17 protein-coding genes and 1 pseudogene are annotated in these 21,579 nt (G+C 43.0%); 3 read left to right on the top strand and 15 right to left on the bottom strand.

Annotated elements, in window-relative coordinates:
* Positions 1-64: 64 nt before the first annotated feature.
* The 3 genes from cas1 to DLD82_RS10680 form a co-directional block, all read right to left on the bottom strand.
* Positions 65-997: a CRISPR-associated endonuclease Cas1 gene (gene cas1, locus DLD82_RS10690; protein WP_109941116.1), complete on the bottom strand. Its 933-nt coding sequence runs from the start codon at positions 995-997 to the stop codon at positions 65-67.
* A 24-nt stretch (positions 998-1,021) separates the two neighbouring features.
* On the bottom strand, positions 1,022-1,942 hold the full coding sequence (locus DLD82_RS10685) for a VOC family protein (RefSeq protein ID WP_181391373.1): 921 nt from the start codon (positions 1,940-1,942) through the stop codon (positions 1,022-1,024).
* A gap of 74 nt (positions 1,943-2,016) precedes the next feature.
* On the bottom strand, positions 2,017-3,243 hold the full coding sequence (locus DLD82_RS10680) for a phosphoglycerate kinase (RefSeq protein WP_109941114.1): 1,227 nt from the start codon (positions 3,241-3,243) through the stop codon (positions 2,017-2,019).
* 189 nt (positions 3,244-3,432) lie between these two features.
* On the opposite strand from DLD82_RS10680, the gene DLD82_RS10675 reads away from it, so the two are divergent.
* A complete protein-coding gene (locus tag DLD82_RS10675) occupies positions 3,433-4,986 on the top strand; it encodes an ATP-binding protein (protein ID WP_109941113.1) in 1,554 nt (517 codons plus the stop codon).
* A 1,199-nt stretch (positions 4,987-6,185) separates the two neighbouring features.
* Here the strand turns inward: DLD82_RS10675 and DLD82_RS10670 are convergent.
* The 11 genes and pseudogenes from DLD82_RS10670 to DLD82_RS10620 form a co-directional block, all read right to left on the bottom strand.
* Positions 6,186-6,527 (bottom strand): annotated as a pseudogene (locus DLD82_RS10670) (HepT-like ribonuclease domain-containing protein).
* Positions 6,514-6,795 (bottom strand): nucleotidyltransferase family protein, encoded by a 282-nt coding sequence (locus tag DLD82_RS10665; protein WP_245920420.1) that lies wholly within the window; start codon positions 6,793-6,795, stop codon positions 6,514-6,516. The pseudogene DLD82_RS10670 and the gene DLD82_RS10665 overlap by 14 nt, the downstream one beginning before the upstream one ends.
* Before the next feature lie 381 nt (positions 6,796-7,176).
* Positions 7,177-7,806, bottom strand: coding sequence for a V-type ATP synthase subunit D (locus DLD82_RS10660; protein WP_109941111.1), 630 nt, complete (start codon positions 7,804-7,806; stop codon positions 7,177-7,179).
* Between the two features lie 6 nt (positions 7,807-7,812).
* Entirely contained in the window at positions 7,813-9,195 is a 1,383-nt protein-coding gene (locus tag DLD82_RS10655) for a V-type ATP synthase subunit B (protein WP_109941110.1), read from the bottom strand.
* Positions 9,196-10,944 carry an ATP synthase subunit A gene (locus DLD82_RS10650; protein WP_109941109.1) on the bottom strand — a complete coding sequence of 583 codons (1,749 nt, stop codon included), beginning with the start codon at positions 10,942-10,944 and terminating at the stop codon, positions 9,196-9,198.
* A complete protein-coding gene (locus DLD82_RS10645) occupies positions 10,935-11,237 on the bottom strand; it encodes a V-type ATP synthase subunit F (RefSeq protein ID WP_109941108.1) in 303 nt (100 codons plus the stop codon). The genes DLD82_RS10650 and DLD82_RS10645 overlap by 10 nt, the downstream gene beginning before the upstream one ends.
* Positions 11,238-12,293, bottom strand: a complete 1,056-nt coding sequence (locus tag DLD82_RS10640; protein ID WP_109941107.1) for a V-type ATP synthase subunit C — start codon at positions 12,291-12,293, stop codon at positions 11,238-11,240.
* 17 nt (positions 12,294-12,310) lie between these two features.
* Entirely contained in the window at positions 12,311-12,886 is a 576-nt protein-coding gene (locus tag DLD82_RS10635; protein WP_109941106.1) for a V-type ATP synthase subunit E family protein, read from the bottom strand.
* Positions 12,887-12,900: 14 nt separating this feature from the next.
* A complete protein-coding gene (locus tag DLD82_RS10630) occupies positions 12,901-13,152 on the bottom strand; it encodes an ATPase (RefSeq protein WP_109941105.1) in 252 nt (83 codons plus the stop codon).
* Positions 13,153-13,177: 25 nt separating this feature from the next.
* The gene (locus DLD82_RS10625) at positions 13,178-15,202 is read right to left on the bottom strand and encodes a V-type ATP synthase subunit I (protein ID WP_109941104.1); all 2,025 of its coding nucleotides are present in this window, start codon (positions 15,200-15,202) and stop codon (positions 13,178-13,180) included.
* Positions 15,189-15,518 carry a V-type ATP synthase subunit E family protein gene (locus DLD82_RS10620; protein WP_109941103.1) on the bottom strand — a complete coding sequence of 110 codons (330 nt, stop codon included), beginning with the start codon at positions 15,516-15,518 and terminating at the stop codon, positions 15,189-15,191. The genes DLD82_RS10625 and DLD82_RS10620 overlap by 14 nt, the downstream gene beginning before the upstream one ends.
* Positions 15,519-15,719: 201 nt before the next feature.
* On the opposite strand from DLD82_RS10620, the gene DLD82_RS10615 reads away from it, so the two are divergent.
* Both DLD82_RS10615 and DLD82_RS10610 read left to right on the top strand, forming a co-directional pair.
* The gene (locus DLD82_RS10615; RefSeq protein WP_109941102.1) at positions 15,720-17,303 is read left to right on the top strand and encodes a methyl-accepting chemotaxis protein; all 1,584 of its coding nucleotides are present in this window, start codon (positions 15,720-15,722) and stop codon (positions 17,301-17,303) included.
* A 162-nt stretch (positions 17,304-17,465) separates the two neighbouring features.
* Positions 17,466-19,637, top strand: a complete 2,172-nt coding sequence (locus DLD82_RS10610) for a coiled-coil domain-containing protein (protein ID WP_109941101.1) — start codon at positions 17,466-17,468, stop codon at positions 19,635-19,637.
* A gap of 28 nt (positions 19,638-19,665) precedes the next feature.
* Here DLD82_RS10610 and DLD82_RS10605 read toward each other — a convergent pair whose 3' ends face one another.
* Positions 19,666-21,564, bottom strand: coding sequence for a type II secretion system F family protein (locus DLD82_RS10605; RefSeq protein ID WP_245920419.1), 1,899 nt, complete (start codon positions 21,562-21,564; stop codon positions 19,666-19,668).
* Between the last annotated feature and the right edge of the window lie 15 nt (positions 21,565-21,579).

The raw sequence follows: 21,579 nt of genomic DNA, 5'->3' as shown, positions 1-21,579 counted from the left end.
TGTGAAAAATGATAATGACCTGCTGCTGTCATTATCGCAAAAAAGAACTTGTCAGCTCATCTGATTATCGGAGAATTGAAAATTGTGATTCTCCTTTTAATGCCTGAATAAGATTTTCCACCTGTGAATCAATGAGATCCGGGTTGATGGTACTCGAAAAAATGGTAATTAACTGCTGAATTATATCCTCTTTCAGGATACATCGTCCGTGTGAAATTTCGTATCCTTTTACGTTAAAATCGTCGGATCTGATAAATTCTATTGCTGCTTTATCAATCATTTCACATTTCCAGCAATTAATGAGGTCCTGCACTAATGCCTGGTTCCCTCTGTTCAAAAATCCGGCTGATGGGTCTAAATAACCCCCAACAACAGCCCGGGTAAATGCAGAAGAAAGCATTCCGTATCCAAACGACAGTATTGCATTTACCGGATCTGAATATGGTCTAACCGTTCTTCTTTTAAAATGCAAGGATGGATCAATAAACCTGCTGATTATTTCATAATACATATCACGAACAAGCTTCTCGATTCTTCGAAGTTCTTCAATCCGGACCATATTTTCCAGTTCTTTACTGTACCCTGACAAAAGATCCAGTTCACCTGAATAAATGATATCCGGCCCGAATATTTCGGCATATTTTTCAATTGTGAGAATTCTTGTTCTGATGGATCCGAGAGCACAGGTAAATGCGTATGAATATGGAGCAACTGATTTCTGAAGTTCCTGGATTTCCCTGAATGATGAATAATCATAAGGGGCCATATACCCTACCGGTTCCCCATCAGATTCACAAAAAGAGATGAAAACTCCTTCCTTGATAAGAGTGGTAATCGTGGAAGTCTGGATGTTGTGGCCACCAAAAATTACCAAATGAGAGATTTCATTTATTGGAGTTTCTTTTATTATTCCCTTATGCTGAATGATTAATTCTGTCCGGTTTGATTTGATGTGTGCACCAAATCCGCCTACAATTTTCCAGTTTCCTGTTTTCATAGAATTTCTTAAAATCAGGAACGATTATTCCTGATATTGGCAGCATTCAATCCAGTATCCATCGCTATCATGGATATAGGAAGAATTTGTTTTTTCCTGCAAGGTATCCGGATCCATTTTTAAATCCAGTCCAGGATAATTTTTCTCTCCCTTCTCCTCCAAACCGGAGAGGGCAAAATGATCCAGTCCATATCCTCCAGTCTGCACAGGATTTCCATCCGGTGTTGTCAGACCATAGAGGGTTACGCATCTTTTCCCTGACTGGTTAGTTAGCGAAATAATTCGTTTTCCTGTAATTTTATTGCCTGAATCCGAATCAATCCGGAAGTGTAATTCTTCAAGGTAGTACTTTTTACTGATATCCGGATAGGTCACATGAAGGATTATTGAGTCAAGACTGGTGATAAAACCCCCAGTTTTTGTATTTTCTGTGTCCGGCTTTAATTCAATAATCCTTCCCTCCGGGTCCTTGACATAGAGTGAGTGATACTGAGCATCCTCTGTAAATACCGTTCCATCAAGTCCGGGATCTCCCCATTCAAAATTTGCCTCTGCCTGATGAAGATCCCATCCAAGAATTTCCATATCAACAGATGGTGAGAGTGTACATGAAAATCCGAATATCGTCTTCCCATCAACTGATTTTGTATTATCTGAATCAGGATGCCGTTCCTGGATAAGGAGAATATCATATCCGGAGCCAGTGGATGAAAGAAGAGCAATATCCGTATACTGGTCTTTAACTGCTCTGGATGAGATGCCACCAATTATTCCTTTTAAAAGTCCGTGACCACCTGATACTGCCTTTCCGATAAGTTGCCCGCTGGTGGATATCGATCCGAGATGGACCGGACCAAAAGCCTGCATATGCAGAATATCCTCATAAAACCGGATACTTCGCTCGAGGTTGGTAACATAAAGAGCAATATGGTTCAGCTGTATCAAATCTCCTGTCATAGGTATATGCTGCAGAAAAGTCAGCAGCAGAGAAAAATAAGTTTGCTTTTTGATACCTGTTATCAGGCAAATCTTTGAGAACTTTTTTCAAGAGCAGCAATGGCCGGAAGTTTTTTACCGGTTAAAAATTCAATACAGGCTCCTCCTCCGGTAGAAATATGGGTAAAACGGGAGTCATATCCCATTTTCTCTATTGCTGCTGCGGTATGACCGCCACCTACTACTGAAAATTCTGCTTCTGATGCTGCTTTAATTATTTCAATGGTACCTTGGGAAAATTCTTCTTCTTCAAAAAGCCCTGCAGGTCCATTCAGGACAACTGTGTGAGATTTTTTTATTATTTCGAGACAGGGAATAAGACCTGCTGCACTGATATCAAGAATGGGACAGTCATCTGGCATATCCTGGATTGCGACTTCAACACGCTTCCCGTCTTTCCGGATAGCGACATCTTCCGGCATGACAATCTTTTCCTTAAATCGCGAGTAAATGTCACGGGCAATATCAATCTGTCCGGTATAGCCCAGTTGTTCAATGAGGTCCATGGAGGGTTTTCCAATAGAAAAGTCTCTGGCAGCAAGGAAGATGTTGGCAACGACACCAACGGCAAGGACATAATCAGCGATCCCATTCATTAATACATGGCGGGCTACATCAATGGAATCGTCAACTTTTGTCCCCCCGAGGATAAATGTTACAGGACGGGGTGCTCCGGTAAAAACCTTGGAAAGGTTTTCAACTTCCCGTTCCATAAGAAGGCCTGCAATCGCAGGAAGAACCTCCGGAAGTCCCACGATGGTTGGTTGTGAGCGATGAGCGGTTCCAAATGCATCATTAATGAATATATCTCCCATTCGGGCAAGATTTTTTATAAGAACGGTTTTAGCCGAATCTTCTCCGGAGAGTTTCAGGTTCTCCTCTGCATTGAACCTGACATTTTCAAGCAGAATGACATCACCGATTTGTGCCTTTTTCACGACATCCTGCGCATTCGAACCAAAGATGTCATCTACAAATTTGATCTCTTTTCCAAGCAGTTCTGATAATCTTTGGGCATGTGAAACAAGGGAGGTAAAATCCTTTTTTCCCGGTCTGCTCTGGTGTGTAACAATGATGGTTTTTGCCCCGTTAAGTGCCTTTATGGTATAGAGGTGCTCCCGGAATCGTTTGTCATCGAGTATAGCGCCGGTGATCGGGTCAATGGGTGAGTTAAAATCAACCCGAAGAAGGACTGTTTTTCCAGAAACATCGACATCTGATAGACCTTTTATGTTTGAATATGTTCCCATAGATTTCCCCGGTTAATGAGTTCTATATGAGTAATCACAGCGACATAGAAGCTGGAAGTACATTAATTCCTGTCATGATATGGTTTAAACAGATCGATTGCCCGGTGAGAATTTTAGTTAGAAATTTTTGAAAGAATGTATTGCAAATACTAAATTTTACATAAAACCGGAGCAATAATTAATACGAGAATGTCAAATCTGAAACTTCCCATCGGTATCCAGTCTTTTGTTGAAATGAGAACCGGTGGGTATGTTTATGTTGATAAAACACCGCTCTTACATTCACTAATCCAGTCAGGAAAATATTATTTTCTTTCCCGTCCCCGTCGATTTGGCAAGAGTCTTCTGATTGACACATTGCATTGTGCTTTTTTGGGACGTCGTGATTTATTCTCAGGATTGTTCCTGGATACCCCTATTGCTGCCTGGGACTGGAACCGTAAGAATCCTGTCCTGAAGATTGACTGGTCATTCTCGTCTCCCCGATCCGGAGATGAGCTTAAAGCAGGAATAGATGAATTTCTTACATCATGGGCCCGGGAGTGGAAATGTTTCCCTCATGAGTCATCACCCGGGGGTCGTTTTGCTGCAATAGTAAGGCACATTCATGCACAAACCGGCCAGCAGGTAGTCATCCTGGTTGATGAATATGACAAACCAATCCTCGATGTCCTTAATCATCCATCAAAAGCGGCTGAAATGCGTGATATTCTTCGGGATTTTTATGGTGTCATAAAACCTCTAGATTCTCATATCCGGTTTGTTTTTCTAACCGGGGTGTCGAAATTTGTCAGAACAGGCATATTCTCCGGGTTGAATAATCTCAAGGATATTACTCTTGATAGCAGGTATTCGTCTATTTGTGGATATACAAAGGAAGATCTCCGAAAGAACTTCTCATCATGGTACGCAGAAAAAAACTCTGAATTGGTTCGTGAATGGTATGATGGGTATTCCTGGACCGGTGAGTCGGTGTACAATCCCTTTGATATTCTTCTGTATTTTGATTCAGGTCTTTTTAAACCCTATTGGTTCGAAACCGGAACCCCTTCATTTCTAATCAGTTTATGGCAGGCAAATCCGAGAGTTCCGGCTGAATATGAGGGCCTTATTGCGAGTGATGACCTGCTGGGATCATTTGATCCTGATCATATCCGTCTTGAAACCCTTCTCTTCCAGGCAGGGTATCTTACGATCACATCATGGAGGAGCAATCCGGAAGAGGGTACCTGGTATACTCTTGGATTTCCAAACCGGGAGGTGAAAGAATCATTCAACAGGAGCATTCTTTCGCTCCTGAAAACGGATAATGAACCTCTTTCAAACCTGGATATTCGAAAGATACTGATTTTAGGTGATATTGACGGATTGCATCACAAGCTTCAGGCTTTTTTTGCTTCGATTCCCCATGATTGGTATAGGAATAATTCCTTGTCAAAGTTCGAGGGATACTGGTCCGGCCTGGTGTATTCACTTATGGCAAGTCTTGGGTTTGAGGTAATTCCCGAAGATACAACAAACAGGGGCCGGATTGATCTTACGGTTAAAACATCTGATTTTATCTGGATATTTGAGTTTAAGGTAGGTCTACCTGAAAAAACCGGGATTCAAAATCCTCTTAAGCAGATACAAAACCGTGGCTATGCAGAGAAATATCGGAAAGATTCCCGGAAGATAATCGAGATAGGGATAATTTTCAACCCGAAGACACGGAATATTGACTCCTGGATTGTTGGATCATGACCATGTTATGTGAATGAAAAAAATATTTCTTTTATCAAAAGGCAGAATTGTAATTAGTGGCCCTGTTATCAAAAAAATCATCAATTTGAAGTCCCTTTATAATTTCAATCATCTTATTAAGAGCTTCGTGCATATCCTCTAGAAAAAATCGAATATTTCTCATATTACGATAAGATCACGAAATATTGAGTTTTTCATTTCTTCCCGAATTCCATATGGGGTTGCAATATCAATTGAACGGTGAAACATTTCCTCAAGTTCAATTGATAGTCCGGATAGATCCAGAATATCTGCTTAGGTTCGAATTCTGGATAAATGTCAATATCACTATTTTTTTTTCATCTCCTCTCGCAAAAGAGCCAAACAAGACAATCTGTTTCACCTGATATTTTTTATGGATCTCACTTTTCTATCGTTTAAGAGAAGTAATAATCTCTTTTTGATCCATATATTCTCCTAATATGCATGTATCTCTAATTCTGCCTTAATATTGAGAGTATCGGGTCCCTTTGCAGGTATCCACGCCCCATATCTGTAAAGTTAGTTAATCATTATAAGGTTGTGTCACTATTCTTTTTATTTGTTAAAAAATCTGCCAAAGTCTGGTTTATTGGTGGTAAAGAGAAGGATAACATTTCCCTTTAATTTTCTCCTGCTATGGTAAAATCTTACTATTCAAACATTTTTGGGTGATCTATATTGATAGATATTTGTAATTATGGGCGGTTTTTCCGACTTTTCGAGAATACACTTATAAAGGACTGTAGTTTTTCAGTAATACATCCATACTTTTCTATGGGCATTCGATTTTTTATCGATAAATATGCCGTATTTTAATTAAATATCGGGTAATGGTCGCCCATATGAACAAAACGAGATTTATCTTAAATATCATGAGATCATGATTCTATGGCTCAGGAAATGATTCTGATGGGCAATGGCATATGGGGTCTCGCGGTCTTAACTGAATGGAAAATAACTTTATGGTTTTTTCTTAATAATATGATGAATGCTTTAACCTGAGATCATCGTTAAAAACCCACCTTAAACGTTAATCCATTGTTAGTCGAAATGGAGGGTTTTATAGAAAAATGGATATCAGGATTCTCAATATTTGTAGAAAAAACTCATTTTTATGTGAAAACAGTGGTTTTGAATTTTTTATAAATTAGCGAATGTTATCTTCTTTTATTTGAAAATTAATAATTTCTAGTTATCGCAGAAACCTGCTCTTTGAGTCTTGGAATCTGTTCCTTAATTATGATCCATAATGTCTCGATGTCAACCCCAAAATATCTATGAATCACTATATTCCTTACTCCGACAATTTTGGACCAAGGAATTTCTGGAAATTCTCTTCGAATTTCTTATGGAATTTGGGTTACTGCCTCCCCAATTATCTCAATGTTCCTGATAACAGCATCAATTGTTTTTTGATCCCCTGAAAATTCTTCTTTCGAGTATTTGCCAATATATTCGGATATTCTTTCTGATGCCACAATTATGTCATCAAGTATCAGTTTGATATCACGCTTTGACATATACTGCATCCTCTAATATTCCGGAATAGAGTTGTTTTCGTTGCACAACTCCGGCCTTTAAAATAAGATCAACTTTTTTGCCAAGGAGTTTTTCCAGGTCATCTCTGAGATCCACGACTTCCCATCCGATTGGTTTGATAAAATCAACCATGATGTCAAGGTCACTATCTTCGGTCTGTTCTCCCCTGGCATATGAACCTATAATACTGATCTCCTTGATATGATATTTCTCTTGAAATGCCTGGTAATTTTTTTTTAATTCTGTCAATATTCTTATTAATTCACCATTTTTTTCGTTTGTGTGTTTAAAACAATCATTTGAGTTCATGAGATTCAACTGCGTATACTCTTTACGTGTTGATTATATGATTTTATTATCTTTAATTACTATCATAAACTCGAAACAAGCCTTAATGAATCATGTGGTTGATTTTGCCCAATTATCTAACAGTTGTTGAATTTTTTATTTCGCTTTTGAGGTTGATACATAGATAAGAGGCAATTACTACATGAAAAAAGAGTGAAACAGAATGACAAATATGATTCAGTATGGTAATGCGTAATTCCGCTGTGATGCAGTGAAATTAATCGCTAGTGAAAAGCGAAAAGAGTGAATAACCAAAATAACCTGAATTCTTCAGAAAAAAAATTATGCGGTAGATCTGGCTTTGATCTTCTTGAGCCTGAATAACTCTTCACGCTCCATCTCATCAAGCCGCATCTTGATAAAGTCCCGTGCCTCGGAAAGTTCCGGAATAACCTTGAACTCCAGAGCATTGACACGCCGCTTGGTAGATTCAATCTCATCAAGCAGACGTTTCATGGTGGTCTCTATCTCTGCACTTTTAATGATTGCTTCGACCAGTTCTTCAAAGGCTGAAGCCGTATCATCAATGATCGGGGTGGTCCCGATAACACCGTATCCACGTTCAGCAATACCTTTTTTCACCTGAGTCGATGCAATCTCCGGAACCACAACACCCATGATATTTTTACTCTTGAGGGTGATATCCGGGTTTTCCCGGACAGAAAATGCGGCTGCCTTCACACCAATTGAACCTTCAATGGTGTTTGCGATAGCCATCATCTCCTGTGCACGGGAGTATCTTTCAAGCAGAGCACCTCTGGAGTCCTTTGCCTCCTCAAGCACTTTGAAGAACTCCATAATGAGTCCGTCGCGCTTCATTTTGAGGATCTTGTAGCCGTTCTGGGAGAGTTTGATCTTCTTTTTGGTGTTGATCAGTTCTGACCGTGTCGGCTTGACATCTTTCAGTGCCATGGAGGCTCACTCTGCCTTCTTGCGGTATTTTGGATGATACTTCTGGATAAGTTCACGGTCTATACGCACAAGCTGTTCTTCCGGAATGTCTTTGAGCAGGTCCCATCCAAGGTCAAGTGACTCATCGATGGTCCGGTCCTCATCCTTACCCTGTCTGACAAACCGGTTCTCAAACATCTCTGCAAACTCAAGGAATCCCCGGTCACGCTCTGAAAGAGCATCCTTACCGACGATTGCAACAAGTCCACGGAGGTCCACACCTTCTGCATATCCTGCATAGAGCTGGTCAGACACTTTCTTGTGGTCTTCACGGGTGAAACCTTTCCCGATACCAAGGTTCATCAGACGGGAAAGTGATGGCAGAACGTTGATCGGTGGGTAGATACCCTTCCGGTGAAGATCACGGTTAACCACAATCTGCCCTTCGGTAATGTATCCGGAAAGGTCAGGGATTGGGTGTGTGATATCGTCACCTGGCATAGTCAGGATAGAGAGCTGGGTAACTGAACCTTTTTTGCCCTTGATAATACCTGCACGCTCGTACAGGGAAGCAAGGTCGGTATACATGTAACCCGGATATCCACGACGTCCTGGCACTTCTTCACGGGCAGCACCAATCTGACGGAGTGCTTCACAGTAGTTGGTCATATCGGTCAGGATAACCAGCACATGGTATCCAAGTTCGAATGCCAGGTATTCTGCGGTTGTCAGGGCAAGCCGTGGGGTAATGATACGCTCAACTGCCGGATCATCTGCAAGGTTTAAGAACACCACTGCGTGTTCAAGAGCACCGGTTCTCTCGAACTCGGCCATGAACTGGTTTTCTTCTTCCTTGGTGATACCCATTGCAGCAAACACGACTGCAAACTCTTCATCAGAGCCTGGAACCTTTGCCTGACGGGCAATCTGCAGTGCAATCTCGTTGTGTGGAAGACCTGAACCGGAGAAGATTGGCAGTTTCTGTCCACGAACGAGGGTGTTTGTCAGATCAATGGTTGAGATACCGGTCTGGATAAACTGGCGTGGTGAACCACGTGCCCAGGGGTTGATTGCAGCACCAGTGATCTCAAGACGCTTCTCCGGTACAATGTCCGGGCCGCCGTCTTTTGGCTTTCCTGCACCGGAGAGGATACGACCGAGCATGTCCTTTCCGACCGGCATCTTGATAGTCTCGCCGGTAAACCGGACACCAGTGTCTTTTCCGATACCGGTAGTGGTCTCGAACACCTGAACGACAACGATTTCGTCAGAGGTATCAAGGACCTGACCACGCTTTTCTGTTCCGTCAGCAAGGACGAGGTTGACGAGTTCCTGGTATCCAACAGGTTCAGTCTTCTCGACAAACACCAGAGGACCTGCAACCTGTGAGATAGTTCGATACTCCTTCATCTAAGCCGCCTCCCTGAGTTTGGTAAACTCAGATTCCATTGCCTTGACAATGCCCTCGATCTCAGGTTTATACTCCTTGACGTACTTGATCTGTGGCAGGTCATTTTTGGCTTTTAGACCGGTTATCTGAGCGGTCATAACACCTGTTTTCAGTGCTGCGTAGGCCTGGTCGGAATAGAACTTGATAGCCTTGAGGATGTCAAACTGCTTGGTCATGTCACAATAGGTATCAACCGCGTCAAATGCATTCTGCTGCAGGAAGATCTCACGAAGCATACGTGCTACTTCAATGGTAATCTGCTCCTCATCAGGCAGTGCATCAGAACCGACGAGCTGGACAATTTCCTGGAGTTCAGCTTCTTTCTGAAGGACTTCCATGGCCCAGGTACGAAGCGGGTTCCACTCCGGAGAGACCTTCTCATCGTAGTACTGGCTTAAGGTATCCAGGTACAGTGAATATGAGTTCAGCCAGTTAATTGCCGGGAAGTGACGTCTCTGAGAGAGTTTTGCATCCAGTGCCCAGAAACATTTCACGATACGCAGGGTGTTCTGGGTAACCGGCTCTGAAAAGTCTCCACCAGGTGGTGAAACTGCCCCGATGACGGTGACTGATCCATAATCCTTGTTCAGGGTGTGGACACGACCTGCACGCTCATAGAATTCTGAAAGACGGGCTGCAAGGTATGCAGGATAACCTTCCTCACCAGGCATCTCTTCAAGACGGGATGAAATTTCACGCATGGCTTCTGCCCACCGGGAGGTGGAGTCGGCCATCAGGGAAACGTCGTATCCCATGTCACGGAAGTATTCCGCGATGGTAATACCAGTATACACAGATGCCTCACGGGCAGCTACCGGCATGTTTGAAGTGTTGGCGATAAGGACTGTCCGTTCCATGAGTGGCTTTCCGGTCTTCGGGTCTTCGAGTTCGGGGAATTCGGTCAGAACTTCAGTCATCTCGTTTCCACGTTCTCCACACCCGATGTAAACGACGATCTCAGCATCAGACCACTTTGCAAGTGCCTGCTGGGTAACCGTCTTTCCGGATCCGAATGGTCCTGGAATTGCAGCCGTTCCACCTTTTGCAATCGGGAACAGACCGTCAAGGATACGCTGACCGGTGATTAGCGGGATGTCCGGGTTGAGTTTTTCTGTAAACGGACGTGGGATACGTACCGGCCACTTGTGCATCATGGCTATCTCTGCCCCGTTGTCAAGGGTACAGATGATATCATCGATGGTGAAGGATCCGCTTTTGATCTCTTTTATCTTACCTGCTTCAACGTTTGGAGGAACCATTACCTTATGCAGGATGTTGGTCTCCTGAACTTCACCGATGATTGTTCCGGGAGAGACCATATCACCAGTTTTTACAACCGGCTTAAAGTCCCACTTCTTGTCGTGGGAAAGGCCGGGAGCAGTAACTCCACGCTCGATGAAATCTCCCATCTTCTCAACCAGTACTTCGAGTGGTCTTTGAATACCATCATAAATACTAGTCAGAAGTCCTGGTCCCAGCTCAACTGAGAGCGAAAGACCGGTGTTCTCTACCGGTTCACCCGGCTTGATGCCTGAGGTATCCTCATAGACCTGGATGATGATGTCCTCACCCTTGATCTTGATAACCTCACCCATCAGCTGCTCATCCCCGACCTTCACCACATCATACATGTGTGCGTCGAGATTGACTGCAGTGACGACAGGTCCTGCAATTCTCTTTAAAACCCCTTTGGTTCGTTTTACTTCCACAGATCAACACCCACTGATCGTTTAATTCTCTCACGCATTGACAGACCGCCTTCCTCCTCACCAAGTGTGATAACCGTCGGGTGAACTGAGTTTTCGAGGTTTGTGCGGAGTCGTACTGGAATCTTAGCCATATCGCTGCTGTTGAGTACCAGAATTCCGACTGTATTATCTTCAAGTACCTTATTTACGGACTCAACAACTTTTTCTTCAGATTCAGCTGCGTATGTCTTCGTAATTCCGGCAAGTCTGAACCCGAGGATGAATTCACTGTTACCGATTACCGCGATCTCCATTTATATCACCAGATATTTTCCTATGGTCTCACCGGGCAGTCGGGATTCTTTTCCACGGGCTATTGCTCTCAGGTTAACAACCTCGTATTTCTTCTTTTCAAGATAGACGAGGATGGGATGAATTGAGAATGGATTAATCTTGGAGAGCTGCTCCATGTGGTCGAGCTGGGTCTTGGTAAGTTCCGTGTCGACCTCCTGTTCTGATTTTTCCGTTCTCAAATCTTCAAGAGCAACCTGGAGGGCTTTTGCCTTAATTCGTGCGAGCAGGGCATCAATAACCTCATTCCTGTTTGCCATCTGGTTCATCTGCTGTAATTCTTCCGGGGTAAAGGTTGCGCCGGAGATGAAGAATTCACGTGCATCCTCTTCATATCCGTCTCCCCTCATACGAAACAGCGTCTTGATGTTTTTGACATCAATCTCCAGTTGGACAAATTTCAGAAACTGGTTTCCTCCCTTAACGCCTCTGCGGGCAATCTGGAGAAGATCTGCATATAAACGCTTGTAAAGCTCATTTTCAAGCCGTGCAAATGATCCGATAGCACATCCCTCGGAGAGTTCCGCAGAGATGGTGGGATACATCTTCCAGTTTTTCAGAGCATCAGCAACACGTTCACAGTTTTCTTCTGCCAGTACCCGGTCAAGGATGGTTCGGTCAAGGCTTCCTGCAGGAATGAGTACTTCTTTAATCTTACCTTCTTTCATTCCCTGCATTTTCCCACGAAGGATGGTCAGGACATTGTAGATATCCCACCGGCGAAGGTATGCCATGGTAAATTCCTTGAGGGATCCGGGAGCCAGTTCGATAACCCGCTGATATTCTTTGGCAAGATTCCAGGAAAGAGCGACTTCTATCAGATCGATACCTTCAAATGAAGTTCCAAGTTCATCGACTTCTTTCTGGTATTCTGTCTCTCCAATCAGACGAATAATCTCCGGAAGGCTCATGTTGAGCATCCGCTGATATTCTTCAGGGGGGAGCAGTTTGGCTTTCCTGACCCGTAACCGTGTACTTACATAGATATACGGAGCCGGGCCGCCACTGTTCTGAACCATTTTTTAAACCCCTGTGTTTATGCGAAGAGAGCGTCTGATGCGTCCTTTAATCCTAATTCCCAAACCTGATTCAGGAATGTACGATAACTGTAATCGACCTGCAGTTGTCCGTCATCGCTTTCAACGATGATTCCTCCGTCGGTTTCGATGACAGAACCGAATTTATATGCAGAGAATTCAGATTCTTTCAGGACATTCTTGAGGATTTTCTCATCACGGGCCGCACAGCTTACCTTTCCCTTTGGGATCTCTTCCTTTGCTTTTCTGAGCAGGGAAGTGATTGCCTTCTCGTGGAAGGATTCTGGCATGGAAATGATTTTTTCAAGCGACTGCTTGTAAACCTGGTCCATTAAATCCTTCTGGGCGTTCAGTACCTGGCGTTTTACGATGAGATGTGCTGCAGCCTCTTCCTGGGAGATGATGTGGGAGAGGTTTTTCTCCACTTCATCCTTAACCGTCTGCTGGATTTTTCCAACTTCCTGGCTTGCAGCATTCATTATCTCATCTTTCCGTGCGGAACCTTCCTGTAGAATGGTGTCCGCCTCTTGTCGTCCTTTTTCCTTTATCTCTGCAATGACTGCGTCCAGTCCCATGTTCCTTTCCTCACTCACTGGAACATGAGAAGGAGTGCCACAACAAGACCAAAGATGACGATTGTTTCCGGCAGAACGGTAAAGAGCAGTGCAAGACCGAACATATCCTTGTTTTCTGCGACTGCTCCCATTGCTGCTGCACCGATACCCATCTCACCAAGTCCGGAACCAATACCTGCAAGGCCTACTGCGAGACCTGCACCGACTGCTTTAAGTCCTGCTGCTGATGCCTGTGCTACTTCAACTGTCATAATTTCTGCTGCCATAATTCAAACTCCAATAATTTCTCTTTTAATCTGTTTGTTCAGTTAATTTACGAATCATCCCGAATGGGGTGTATTTCTTACCTCCACCACGGTAAAACTTGGTGAAGAACTCTACATAGTGAAGACGAAGGGGATGTAATCCACCACCGAGAATACCAAGTGCGGTATTCAGTGCATGACCAAAGAGGAAGACTACAATTCCTGCAATGACCAGGATAATCCCTATAGGTGATAAGAGCTTCAGCTGGGGGCTGATTATCATATCAATTGCGATAAAGTTGGTAACCATTGCGATTGCAACGGAAGAAAGACCGACGGCAATAAGACGCGTATATGAAAGTACGTGACTGATAATCGTCGGAACCTCCATAAGGTCAAGAACATTTTCCCGGGCAATAAATACAAGTCCTAAAATCAGCATGACTGCACCGGCAATCATTGCAGGATTCATTCCCGCTACAATTACCGGAAGTCCGGAAAAGTCCGGCATCATCGGTATGCCAAAGTTCGACCAGATAAGGACGAGAATACCCCACATAACAAGGATCCATCCAATGTTAGAATAAATCTTCAGGGTTCTGTGGTGACCGTGGTCCATTTTTGCGGCATTCCGGGCACCCCAGATTCTTCCAAGAGTGATGTGTAAAATTCCAATCCAGATCGAAAGAACAAGTAATTGCGGGATATGGGAAACATGTTCAACAGACGCTTCCATCCCATGAGTTGCTGCTTCTGCTGCTGCCTCTGTAGCAGCACCACCCATGTTAATATGACGCGAAAGCCATATCGGATGCCATGGAAGTGAAAATCCGAATACTTCTGAAAATGCAACACCAAAGATGATACTACTGATACTGCAGTTACGAAGAACGGTAACCAACTGGTTTCCGGCATCGCTGCCTTTTACAAATGACCTGAGACCCAGGCTCATGATGAGCAGAATAATACCGTACCCTACATCTCCAAGGATCAAACCGAACATTATCGGATATAAGATTGCCATTAAAAGTGTAGGATCAACTTCGGAATATCTGGGCCGTGAATACAGGTCCATGAATAACTGGGTAGGGTGTGCAAAGTCCGGGTTGTGATATTCAACCGGTGGCATTTCATTGTAGTCCTCGACTTCGAGTTCGGAGACATACACTTTTCCTGCACAGACCTTGTCCAGGTTTTCAAAGACTTTGGTAACTTTACTTGTCGGAACCCATCCGGTTACTGAAAATGCATGTTCTGATGTAGCAAATCGAAGTGGTGCTTCAGCCTGCTCAACATTTCCTGACAAAAATTCTTCTGATGACATCAGGAAAAATTCATGTCTTCCCCGGATATTTTCCATCTGACCTTCGAGACCTGCGATTTCTTTCTTCAGTTCCTCGATCTTCTGCTCATATTCTCCAATTACCTGGGAAGCTGAGCCGTTTTCTACCGGAATCTGAATTTTTTGTATCTGGAAATCAAGCAGTTCTCTCTCTGCCGTTGAAACATCTGAGTTTTTCACTGCGATAATAACGAAAGATCCTGATTTTGACTGTTTTTCCCATATTTCACAGGGAACTGACAGACTAACCTGACCTTTCACATTTCCGGCAATGAAACTGATGGTATCATAACCCTGCAGAAGTTCCATTGACACAGGAGCGTCAGTAAACGGACGAAGTGCTTCGATACGCTGTTCATACTCCTTGGCCGTAGACTCAAGTTTTGTCTTATGAGAAAGGAGTTTTTCAACTTCTTCGGCGATGGCAGGAAGATCCTGTTCAATGCGTCGTTTTAGTTCTTTGATTGAAGAGCGTTCTGTATCACTAATCGTATCTTTACTGATACCAAATGCACTGGCAATTGATCGAATCTTCACAAGTGCCGCGGATGTTACATCTGCCCCGGCAAGAGGCATTCCAATCCTGAACCCTTCCCATTCTCCATCTCCCTTCTCTACATAATCGTCGATATGGAAGATGTTCATGCGATATAGTTCAGTAATGACTGGCTCGAGTTGCTGTTTTGATGCGACAATGAGCAGTCTGCTCATTGACTCAGGTTGAAACATTAAGCTGCTCCCGGAATCGAGATACGAGCAGGTCTACTGCCTTAGGCAGATTTTGCCGCCCCTTGTTTTCCAGAGCCATTGCTTCAGCCTTTCCATCACTGACAATCCGCTGATACCGGTTATCAGCCTCTTTCCGTGCATCTGCAATCCGCTGTTTTTTGAACTCTTCCGCATCTGCATGAGCCTTCTGAATCATGTTGTCTGCTTCGAGTTCGGCACTGGTAGTAATTGTTTTGCGCTTTTCCTGTGCCTCTGAAATCATCTTTTTGTAGTCTTCTTCTGCAAGTCTGATATCCTTCAAGACCTCAATTTTCATCCAACCCTCCTCTCATTGATGGTTCATTACTTAAGTGGACAGTCATGAGTATATTTGTTATTGTTTTAATCCGGATTAGAATTCAAAGGCGATTTAAATAATGCAGTTATAACGGTTGCGTTTTTTTAAAAAGGGCGGTTCCTACATATTTAATAAGTTGTCGGGATGAGATAATGGTAGGATTAATTAAGGGGATGAGGTATGGAGTTGTCAAAAGAGATCTTTTCCGCGATAGAAGAGTTAAAAAAGGGAAATTTTGATGTACGGATTGCATCCTCAACCCGTTCTGACGGGAATGAAGATCTCGCACGTGCCTTCAACTCTGTTCTTGATACCTGCCAGGAAAAGATACGCACCATCAGTCGTGATTATGAACAAAAAGCTGCTGATGCAGAAGCGATTGAACATACCTGTTCCGTCTATTTAAAAGCCTTTGGAGATGCCTGTGACCGGCTTTCAAGGGGAGATTCTACGACTGTATTAGAACCGCCAAAGCGGGAAGGCAATTTTGAATCCCTTGAAACATCCGCACAGACCCTTTATAAATCATTCAATGTGATAAGGGATGATATATCCAAAGTATCCCATACTCTTTCTCTTGTCTCCAATTGTATACTCGAAGGAAAAATGGATGAAGAGATTTCTATTCCAGATAACATAGGAATTTTTGGAAACTTCACCAATCAGGTCCGGGATATTGTCCATGGGGTAAAGGTCCCATTACAGGAAGCGGTTCGAATTTCCGGGCAGTTTGCTTCATATGACTTTTCAGCACGGTTTGATGATTCTATAAAGGTAAGAGGAGAATGGAAACGGCTAAAAGATTCTCTTAATACTACCGGATTACAGGTGAATGATGCATTCCGGATAATCAACCAGGAGATTGTCGATTTATCCGTAAATGCAGAGAAAGCCAATGCTAGCGTTATTGAAGTTGCGAGCAATTCTGAACAGGTCGCCAAAAATTCATCCGCAGTATCTGAAAACACTGAGCAGAGTGATGCCGGAGTCAGACAGGTTCTCCGGGCAATGGAAGATTTGTCTGTCACTGTGGGCGATGTCTCTCAAAAGGCGGAATCTGTATCACGGCTTGCACATGAAGGCACCCGGATGGCAAGAGAGGGCTCTGAATTTGCTAAAAAAGCAGAAGAAGGGATGGGTCATATTACCACCAGTGCAGAGGAGGCAGATCGCCTGATTGGAGATATCCAGGGTGAAATGAAAAAGATTGATGAGATAGTCAGGGTGATTACCGATATTGCGAACCAGACCAATCTGCTTGCACTCAATGCAGCTATTGAAGCTGCACGGGCGGGTGAGATGGGCAGGGGATTTGCAGTGGTTGCCTCGGAAGTGAAAGCACTTGCTCTGGAGTCCCGGCAGTCCGCAGAAAAGATAACAGATATGATTGGAGGCCTTCAGAAACAATCTCAAAAAGCAGCGGACGCAGTAAGTGGAGCAACTGTTGCTGTCCGTGATGGAAATGTTCTTCTATCGGATACTCTTGCAATTTTTGGAAAAATGGCCGGTTCAGTTGAGGAAATATCCCAAAACATTGAACAGGTCGCAAGTATGAATGAAGAACAGGCCGCAGCAGTAGAAGAGATCACCAGTAGTATGCATGAAGTTTCAGCAATGCTAAAGGATACTGCAAAAGAAGCGGTTGATTCTGCATCGGCAATTAATGATACCTCCGTATCAGTTAAGGAGTTAAAATATATTGTTGACAAGGTTTCAGGGATTGCAGAGCAGGTATCTGAGTCTATGTCCCGGTTTAACCTCTGATATTCGCGCATAAATTTTTTTTGATAAATAACTCATGACACTTTTCTTTTATTCAGGCTTTGAAATAAGACATGTACTGGCTTTTTTTTATGGAATCATTTATCAGCCTGATGAAGAAGGTACTATAAACAGAGATCATTCCATGAGCTTGTGGGGGGCTGTATGGATTTAGCGGAATCTATTCTGAATGAACTGGTATCATTACAAAAAAAGAACGAAGAACTGGTTGCAATAATAACCCGGCTGGAACATGAATCTGATGTAATCATTCACCAGTTTGAAGATAAAATATCAGATTTGAATAAAAAGATAAAAAAAGTTCAGGACAACGCCGCCAAATCAGAAAAAAAGTTTGAGGCGCAGATAAGGGAGTCAAAAAAAGAACGTGATGAGTTAGAAAAGGTTAAAGAACAGATTGAATTAGATTTTTCCGGAAAAATTTCACATCTGGAGGAAATAATCGAAAAATATGATGGTGAGATTGCCAGAAAGAATCAGACTCTGTTAGAGCTGGAAGAGAAAAACCGTCGTTTTCAGCTGCAGCTAATTGAGGAATCGGAGTTTACAAAGGAAAAAATTTCCGAATTTCAGGCTGAAATAGTAAATGAACGGGAAAAAAGTGAAACGGAATATAAGAATCTTTCAATACACTATTCTAAACAAATATCCACTTTAAAAGACGAGATTGAACGAAAGGATTCAGAACTGCGGGCACTTGCAAATGAATTAAAAAATAAGATAGCGTTAGAACAGGATACCATAAAAGAGCAGATAAAACAGAAAAAAATCCTTGAGGAACTGAATGATATCCTTGACCTGGAACATAGAGAACGGATAAAGATTGAATCTGATTTTGCCCAAAAATCTGAAAAGATGGAGAATGTTATCGGGAATCTCCAGAATCAGATCTCTTCCTTAGAAAAAACCAGTGCTGACATCATTTCAGAACGGGATGTAAAAATTACGAGTCTGGAGACTGAAAACTCCCGGATTAATGAAACAAATACAAAGAATCTTGAACTAATTTCTGAACTTCAAAGGGAAAACAATAGTTTGCGTGAGAGTATTGAGCAACACCTGAATGATATATCCACAAAGAGTCAGGAGATTGATACATTAAGGGCGGATATGGATGCCCTTCGTTTCAGTCTTGAATCCCGGATATCTGATCTTATTCAGGAGAATGAGCATTATCAGACTGATTTAGCAGAAAAGGTCAGGGAAGGTGATAAACTCCGGGATCAAATGGAAGATCTCAGGGGAAGACTTGAAGATCGTATATTAGAATTATCCGGGATTATTGAAGAGAAGGATGAGGAAATTTCCAGGGCAGAACATGTCCGGACAACACTTGAAGCTGATATCGGTACGATAATACGTGAAAATGATGAAAAGATCTCCTCTCTGGAATTAACAATTGATGAATTGCAGCAGAAGGAGCTCCTCCTCATCAATCAGGCAGAAGAACGGGAAGATGCTGCTGCACATGAAATATCCAGACTCTCTTTAGAAATTCAGGACTTGCAATCTGATCTCACCGGACTTACCCATACAATCGAACAGAAAAACCAGCGTGAACAGGAATACCGGGATGAGATTGCGCATCTTCATGAGGAACATATTAAGGGGATGGAAGAATGGAAAGAGCATTTGGAATCTAAATCCCGGGATCTTGCAGAAAGGGACCGGCATATCTCTCTTATCAGTGGTAACAATGAAGCTCTTCGTTCAGAGCTGGAGAGAATCCGTTCACGACTGATTTTGCTCGAAAAAACCATCCGGGAAGATAAAGAAGAACCGGTTCATGCATTGTATCGCCAGATTCAAAGTTTATCTGCGAAACTGGCCGGGAAGGAATCCGAGAATTCAGCGCTGGCATCCCGGATTATGCGTCTGGATACAGAAAATACTCACCTGACCCGACTCCTGGCAGAAAGTGAACTGGCTGAATACCAAAAAGATCCTACGCCGGTAACTGGTGACAGACAGGGATGGTCTGCAGAGCAGGTTTCTCTTAAACCTCATGATATCTCTGAATATCTTTCCAACCTTGATGATCCGATGCAGGCCATGCAGGCGGCAGCTGAAATCCTTAAACTGGGACCTCAGACAATAGAGATTCTTATTCCCCTTTTATATCGTGGACCTCTGAATCGCCGGGCGTGGGTTGCTGTTCTGTTATATGAAATGAATGATCAAAGGGCCACAAAGCCCCTTTCCGATCTGCTGGATTCATCTGAAAGCGGTCTTCGGGAATTAATATGGGATACCCGCCTTCGGTTTAGGGAATGGCGTCGTTCTAATATGGCCTCTTCTGTTGCACAATATCAATAATACCATCGAAAATTTTTGATTCTGTTTTTTAGAACATGAAGTTAAAGGCTATTAATGCACCGATAATCAAGATGCAACTGTGCTTTACACCCGCTTTTATTGATGATTCGCCCATAAGTCCTGCCATCAGACCTGAACAAAGTCCCTGGATAAGGCAGATATGATAGAGTAATCTGTCCATTGTAATGAGAGAAGTTGCACCAAGATTTGAAAGAGGCCCGGCCATTGATAATCCTTCTTTGCTTTGCGCAGCCAGAACTGTGAGAAACTGGGTATTAATTACCCCTATCACGAAGATGAAGACAAAAAATGAAAGGTATACAATAGCAGTATAGATAAACATCTCTGAAAATCGGTCTCTACGCAAGTTTTCAGACATTCGGGCATCATTTGCTGCTATCCTGAGTAATGAAGCGATGGAACTGCTCATCGTTGCTGCCCGTGTTATCAGGGTGACGGTTCTTGCAATGAGTGCTGTTCTTACCCGGTGTTCGAACCTGATAAGAGCATCGGAGAAATTTGCACCCCACTCAATATCCCGATGAATCCGGTTAATTTCATATCCCAGGATACCCATGTTTGCCCTTGCGATAACTGAGATTGACTGGGTCAGGGTTATCCCGACTTCATTAATACCTGCCATACGATCAAGAAAATCCGGAATCATTGATTCTAAAGATCTTATCTTCTGGTTCCAGCGGGTATAGAAGACCGCAAAAGGAATGAGGGTAATAAGCAGGGCAACCATCAACTGGTCGTCGATGTAATTGATGTTGTCTTCCAATGTTCCGGCCGGAATAGTCAGAAAGATAAAAATTACATAAGCCAGAGCGATTGGCACGGTGATAAAAAACGATAATTCCGGGTACTGAACAAATCCCTGGATAGGATTTGCAAGCCAGCGTTTTAATGGTTTTATCTTGTCAAACCTTGCTATAGCGGTAAAGAGATGTTCTTCACCTCCGGTTTCTGTAATCCGGACATCGGTATACTGGTTGAGCCATTTTGCCTTCACATATCTGACAATATTCTCGTCTTTTATGGAGATGGTATCAATCATGAGAATAAAAATGGTAGCACCGATTGGGAGGACCAGATATCCGATCAGCGATAATTCAAGTATTGCTGATGATCCCATCATTCCCATGACAACAAGGATGACGATGAGAAAGAGGGGCCCTGCAATAAAGATTGTCACATATATCTCTGCGACCAGACCCAGAAACTGAAGAAATTGTTTCTGTTCAAATTTCGCCTCTTCCTGGAGGATGAAAACTCTGTCCTGTAAAAATTGTGCAAGGTTTCCTCCGCTTTCTACCGTTGAGATGAGATCCTGAAGAAAATCGCGAAGTTTCCTGCTTGGTGTTGTTTCACCAACCATTTTGAGCGCATTTATTATATCATATCCAAAAAAGTCTGCATCTCGTACTGCCTGTCTGAATTCATAAGAGATTTCTCCATAAATTGCCGACATTTCTGATATTGAGCGAAGAATGGTAATCATTTCGGCACCACCCTTTCTCATGGCGTACATATATGAGACTGCATTTGGAAGACCGATAGTAATCTTTGTCTCACGGGTTTTTTTGGATAAAGCAGGTATGTTGGTGTATATTACATATGTCAGAAATGTTCCGAGGATAAAAAGGATAATGGCCAGGAGTACCTGGACCATGATAATTATGGGAAGTCCGCCGGTATCCGGATCAAAGGAGATGTTCAGGACATTATAGAGTTCAGGTTTTAGTCCAAGGTCCAGAGAAAAAAGAGCAAAGCCAGTGATAAATCCAATAATCCCGCAAAAAATACCGACCCCGATAGAAACGAGTATTGCCTGGTTTAAAAACTGTTCCAGGGTCAGTCCGGATCTGATACCAATTAAGTCTTTGTGAAGATTGTGGTATTTATCCGGGTTACGGAAAACCATCCGTTTAACAAATTT

The sequence above is a fragment of the Methanospirillum stamsii genome (genome assembly GCF_003173335.1).
Lineage (GTDB): Archaea > Halobacteriota > Methanomicrobia > Methanomicrobiales > Methanospirillaceae > Methanospirillum > Methanospirillum stamsii.
The sequence above is the reverse complement of the archived record's forward strand: the minus strand, read 5'-3'. Positions and strand labels throughout refer to the sequence as shown.

Bases quoted from the DNA above. Each gene is read 5' to 3' on its own strand.
- cas1 (WP_109941116.1), bottom strand. From the start codon at position 997: ATGAAAACAGGAAACTGGAAAATTGTAGGCGGATTTGGTGCACACATC.
- DLD82_RS10680 (WP_109941114.1), bottom strand. From the start codon at position 3,243: ATGGGAACATATTCAAACATAAAAGGTCTATCAGATGTCGATGTTTCT.
- DLD82_RS10675 (WP_109941113.1), top strand. From the start codon at position 3,433: ATGTCAAATCTGAAACTTCCCATCGGTATCCAGTCTTTTGTTGAAATG.
- DLD82_RS10660 (WP_109941111.1), bottom strand. From the start codon at position 7,806: ATGGCACTGAAAGATGTCAAGCCGACACGGTCAGAACTGATCAACACC.
- DLD82_RS10655 (WP_109941110.1), bottom strand. From the start codon at position 9,195: ATGAAGGAGTATCGAACTATCTCACAGGTTGCAGGTCCTCTGGTGTTT.
- DLD82_RS10645 (WP_109941108.1), bottom strand. From the start codon at position 11,237: ATGGAGATCGCGGTAATCGGTAACAGTGAATTCATCCTCGGGTTCAGA.
- DLD82_RS10640 (WP_109941107.1), bottom strand. From the start codon at position 12,293: ATGGTTCAGAACAGTGGCGGCCCGGCTCCGTATATCTATGTAAGTACA.
- DLD82_RS10635 (WP_109941106.1), bottom strand. From the start codon at position 12,886: ATGGGACTGGACGCAGTCATTGCAGAGATAAAGGAAAAAGGACGACAA.
- DLD82_RS10630 (WP_109941105.1), bottom strand. From the start codon at position 13,152: ATGGCAGCAGAAATTATGACAGTTGAAGTAGCACAGGCATCAGCAGCA.
- DLD82_RS10625 (WP_109941104.1), bottom strand. From the start codon at position 15,202: ATGTTTCAACCTGAGTCAATGAGCAGACTGCTCATTGTCGCATCAAAA.
- DLD82_RS10620 (WP_109941103.1), bottom strand. From the start codon at position 15,518: ATGAAAATTGAGGTCTTGAAGGATATCAGACTTGCAGAAGAAGACTAC.
- DLD82_RS10615 (WP_109941102.1), top strand. From the start codon at position 15,720: ATGGAGTTGTCAAAAGAGATCTTTTCCGCGATAGAAGAGTTAAAAAAG.
- DLD82_RS10610 (WP_109941101.1), top strand. From the start codon at position 17,466: ATGGATTTAGCGGAATCTATTCTGAATGAACTGGTATCATTACAAAAA.
- DLD82_RS10605 (WP_245920419.1), bottom strand. From the start codon at position 21,564: ATGGTTTTCCGTAACCCGGATAAATACCACAATCTTCACAAAGACTTA.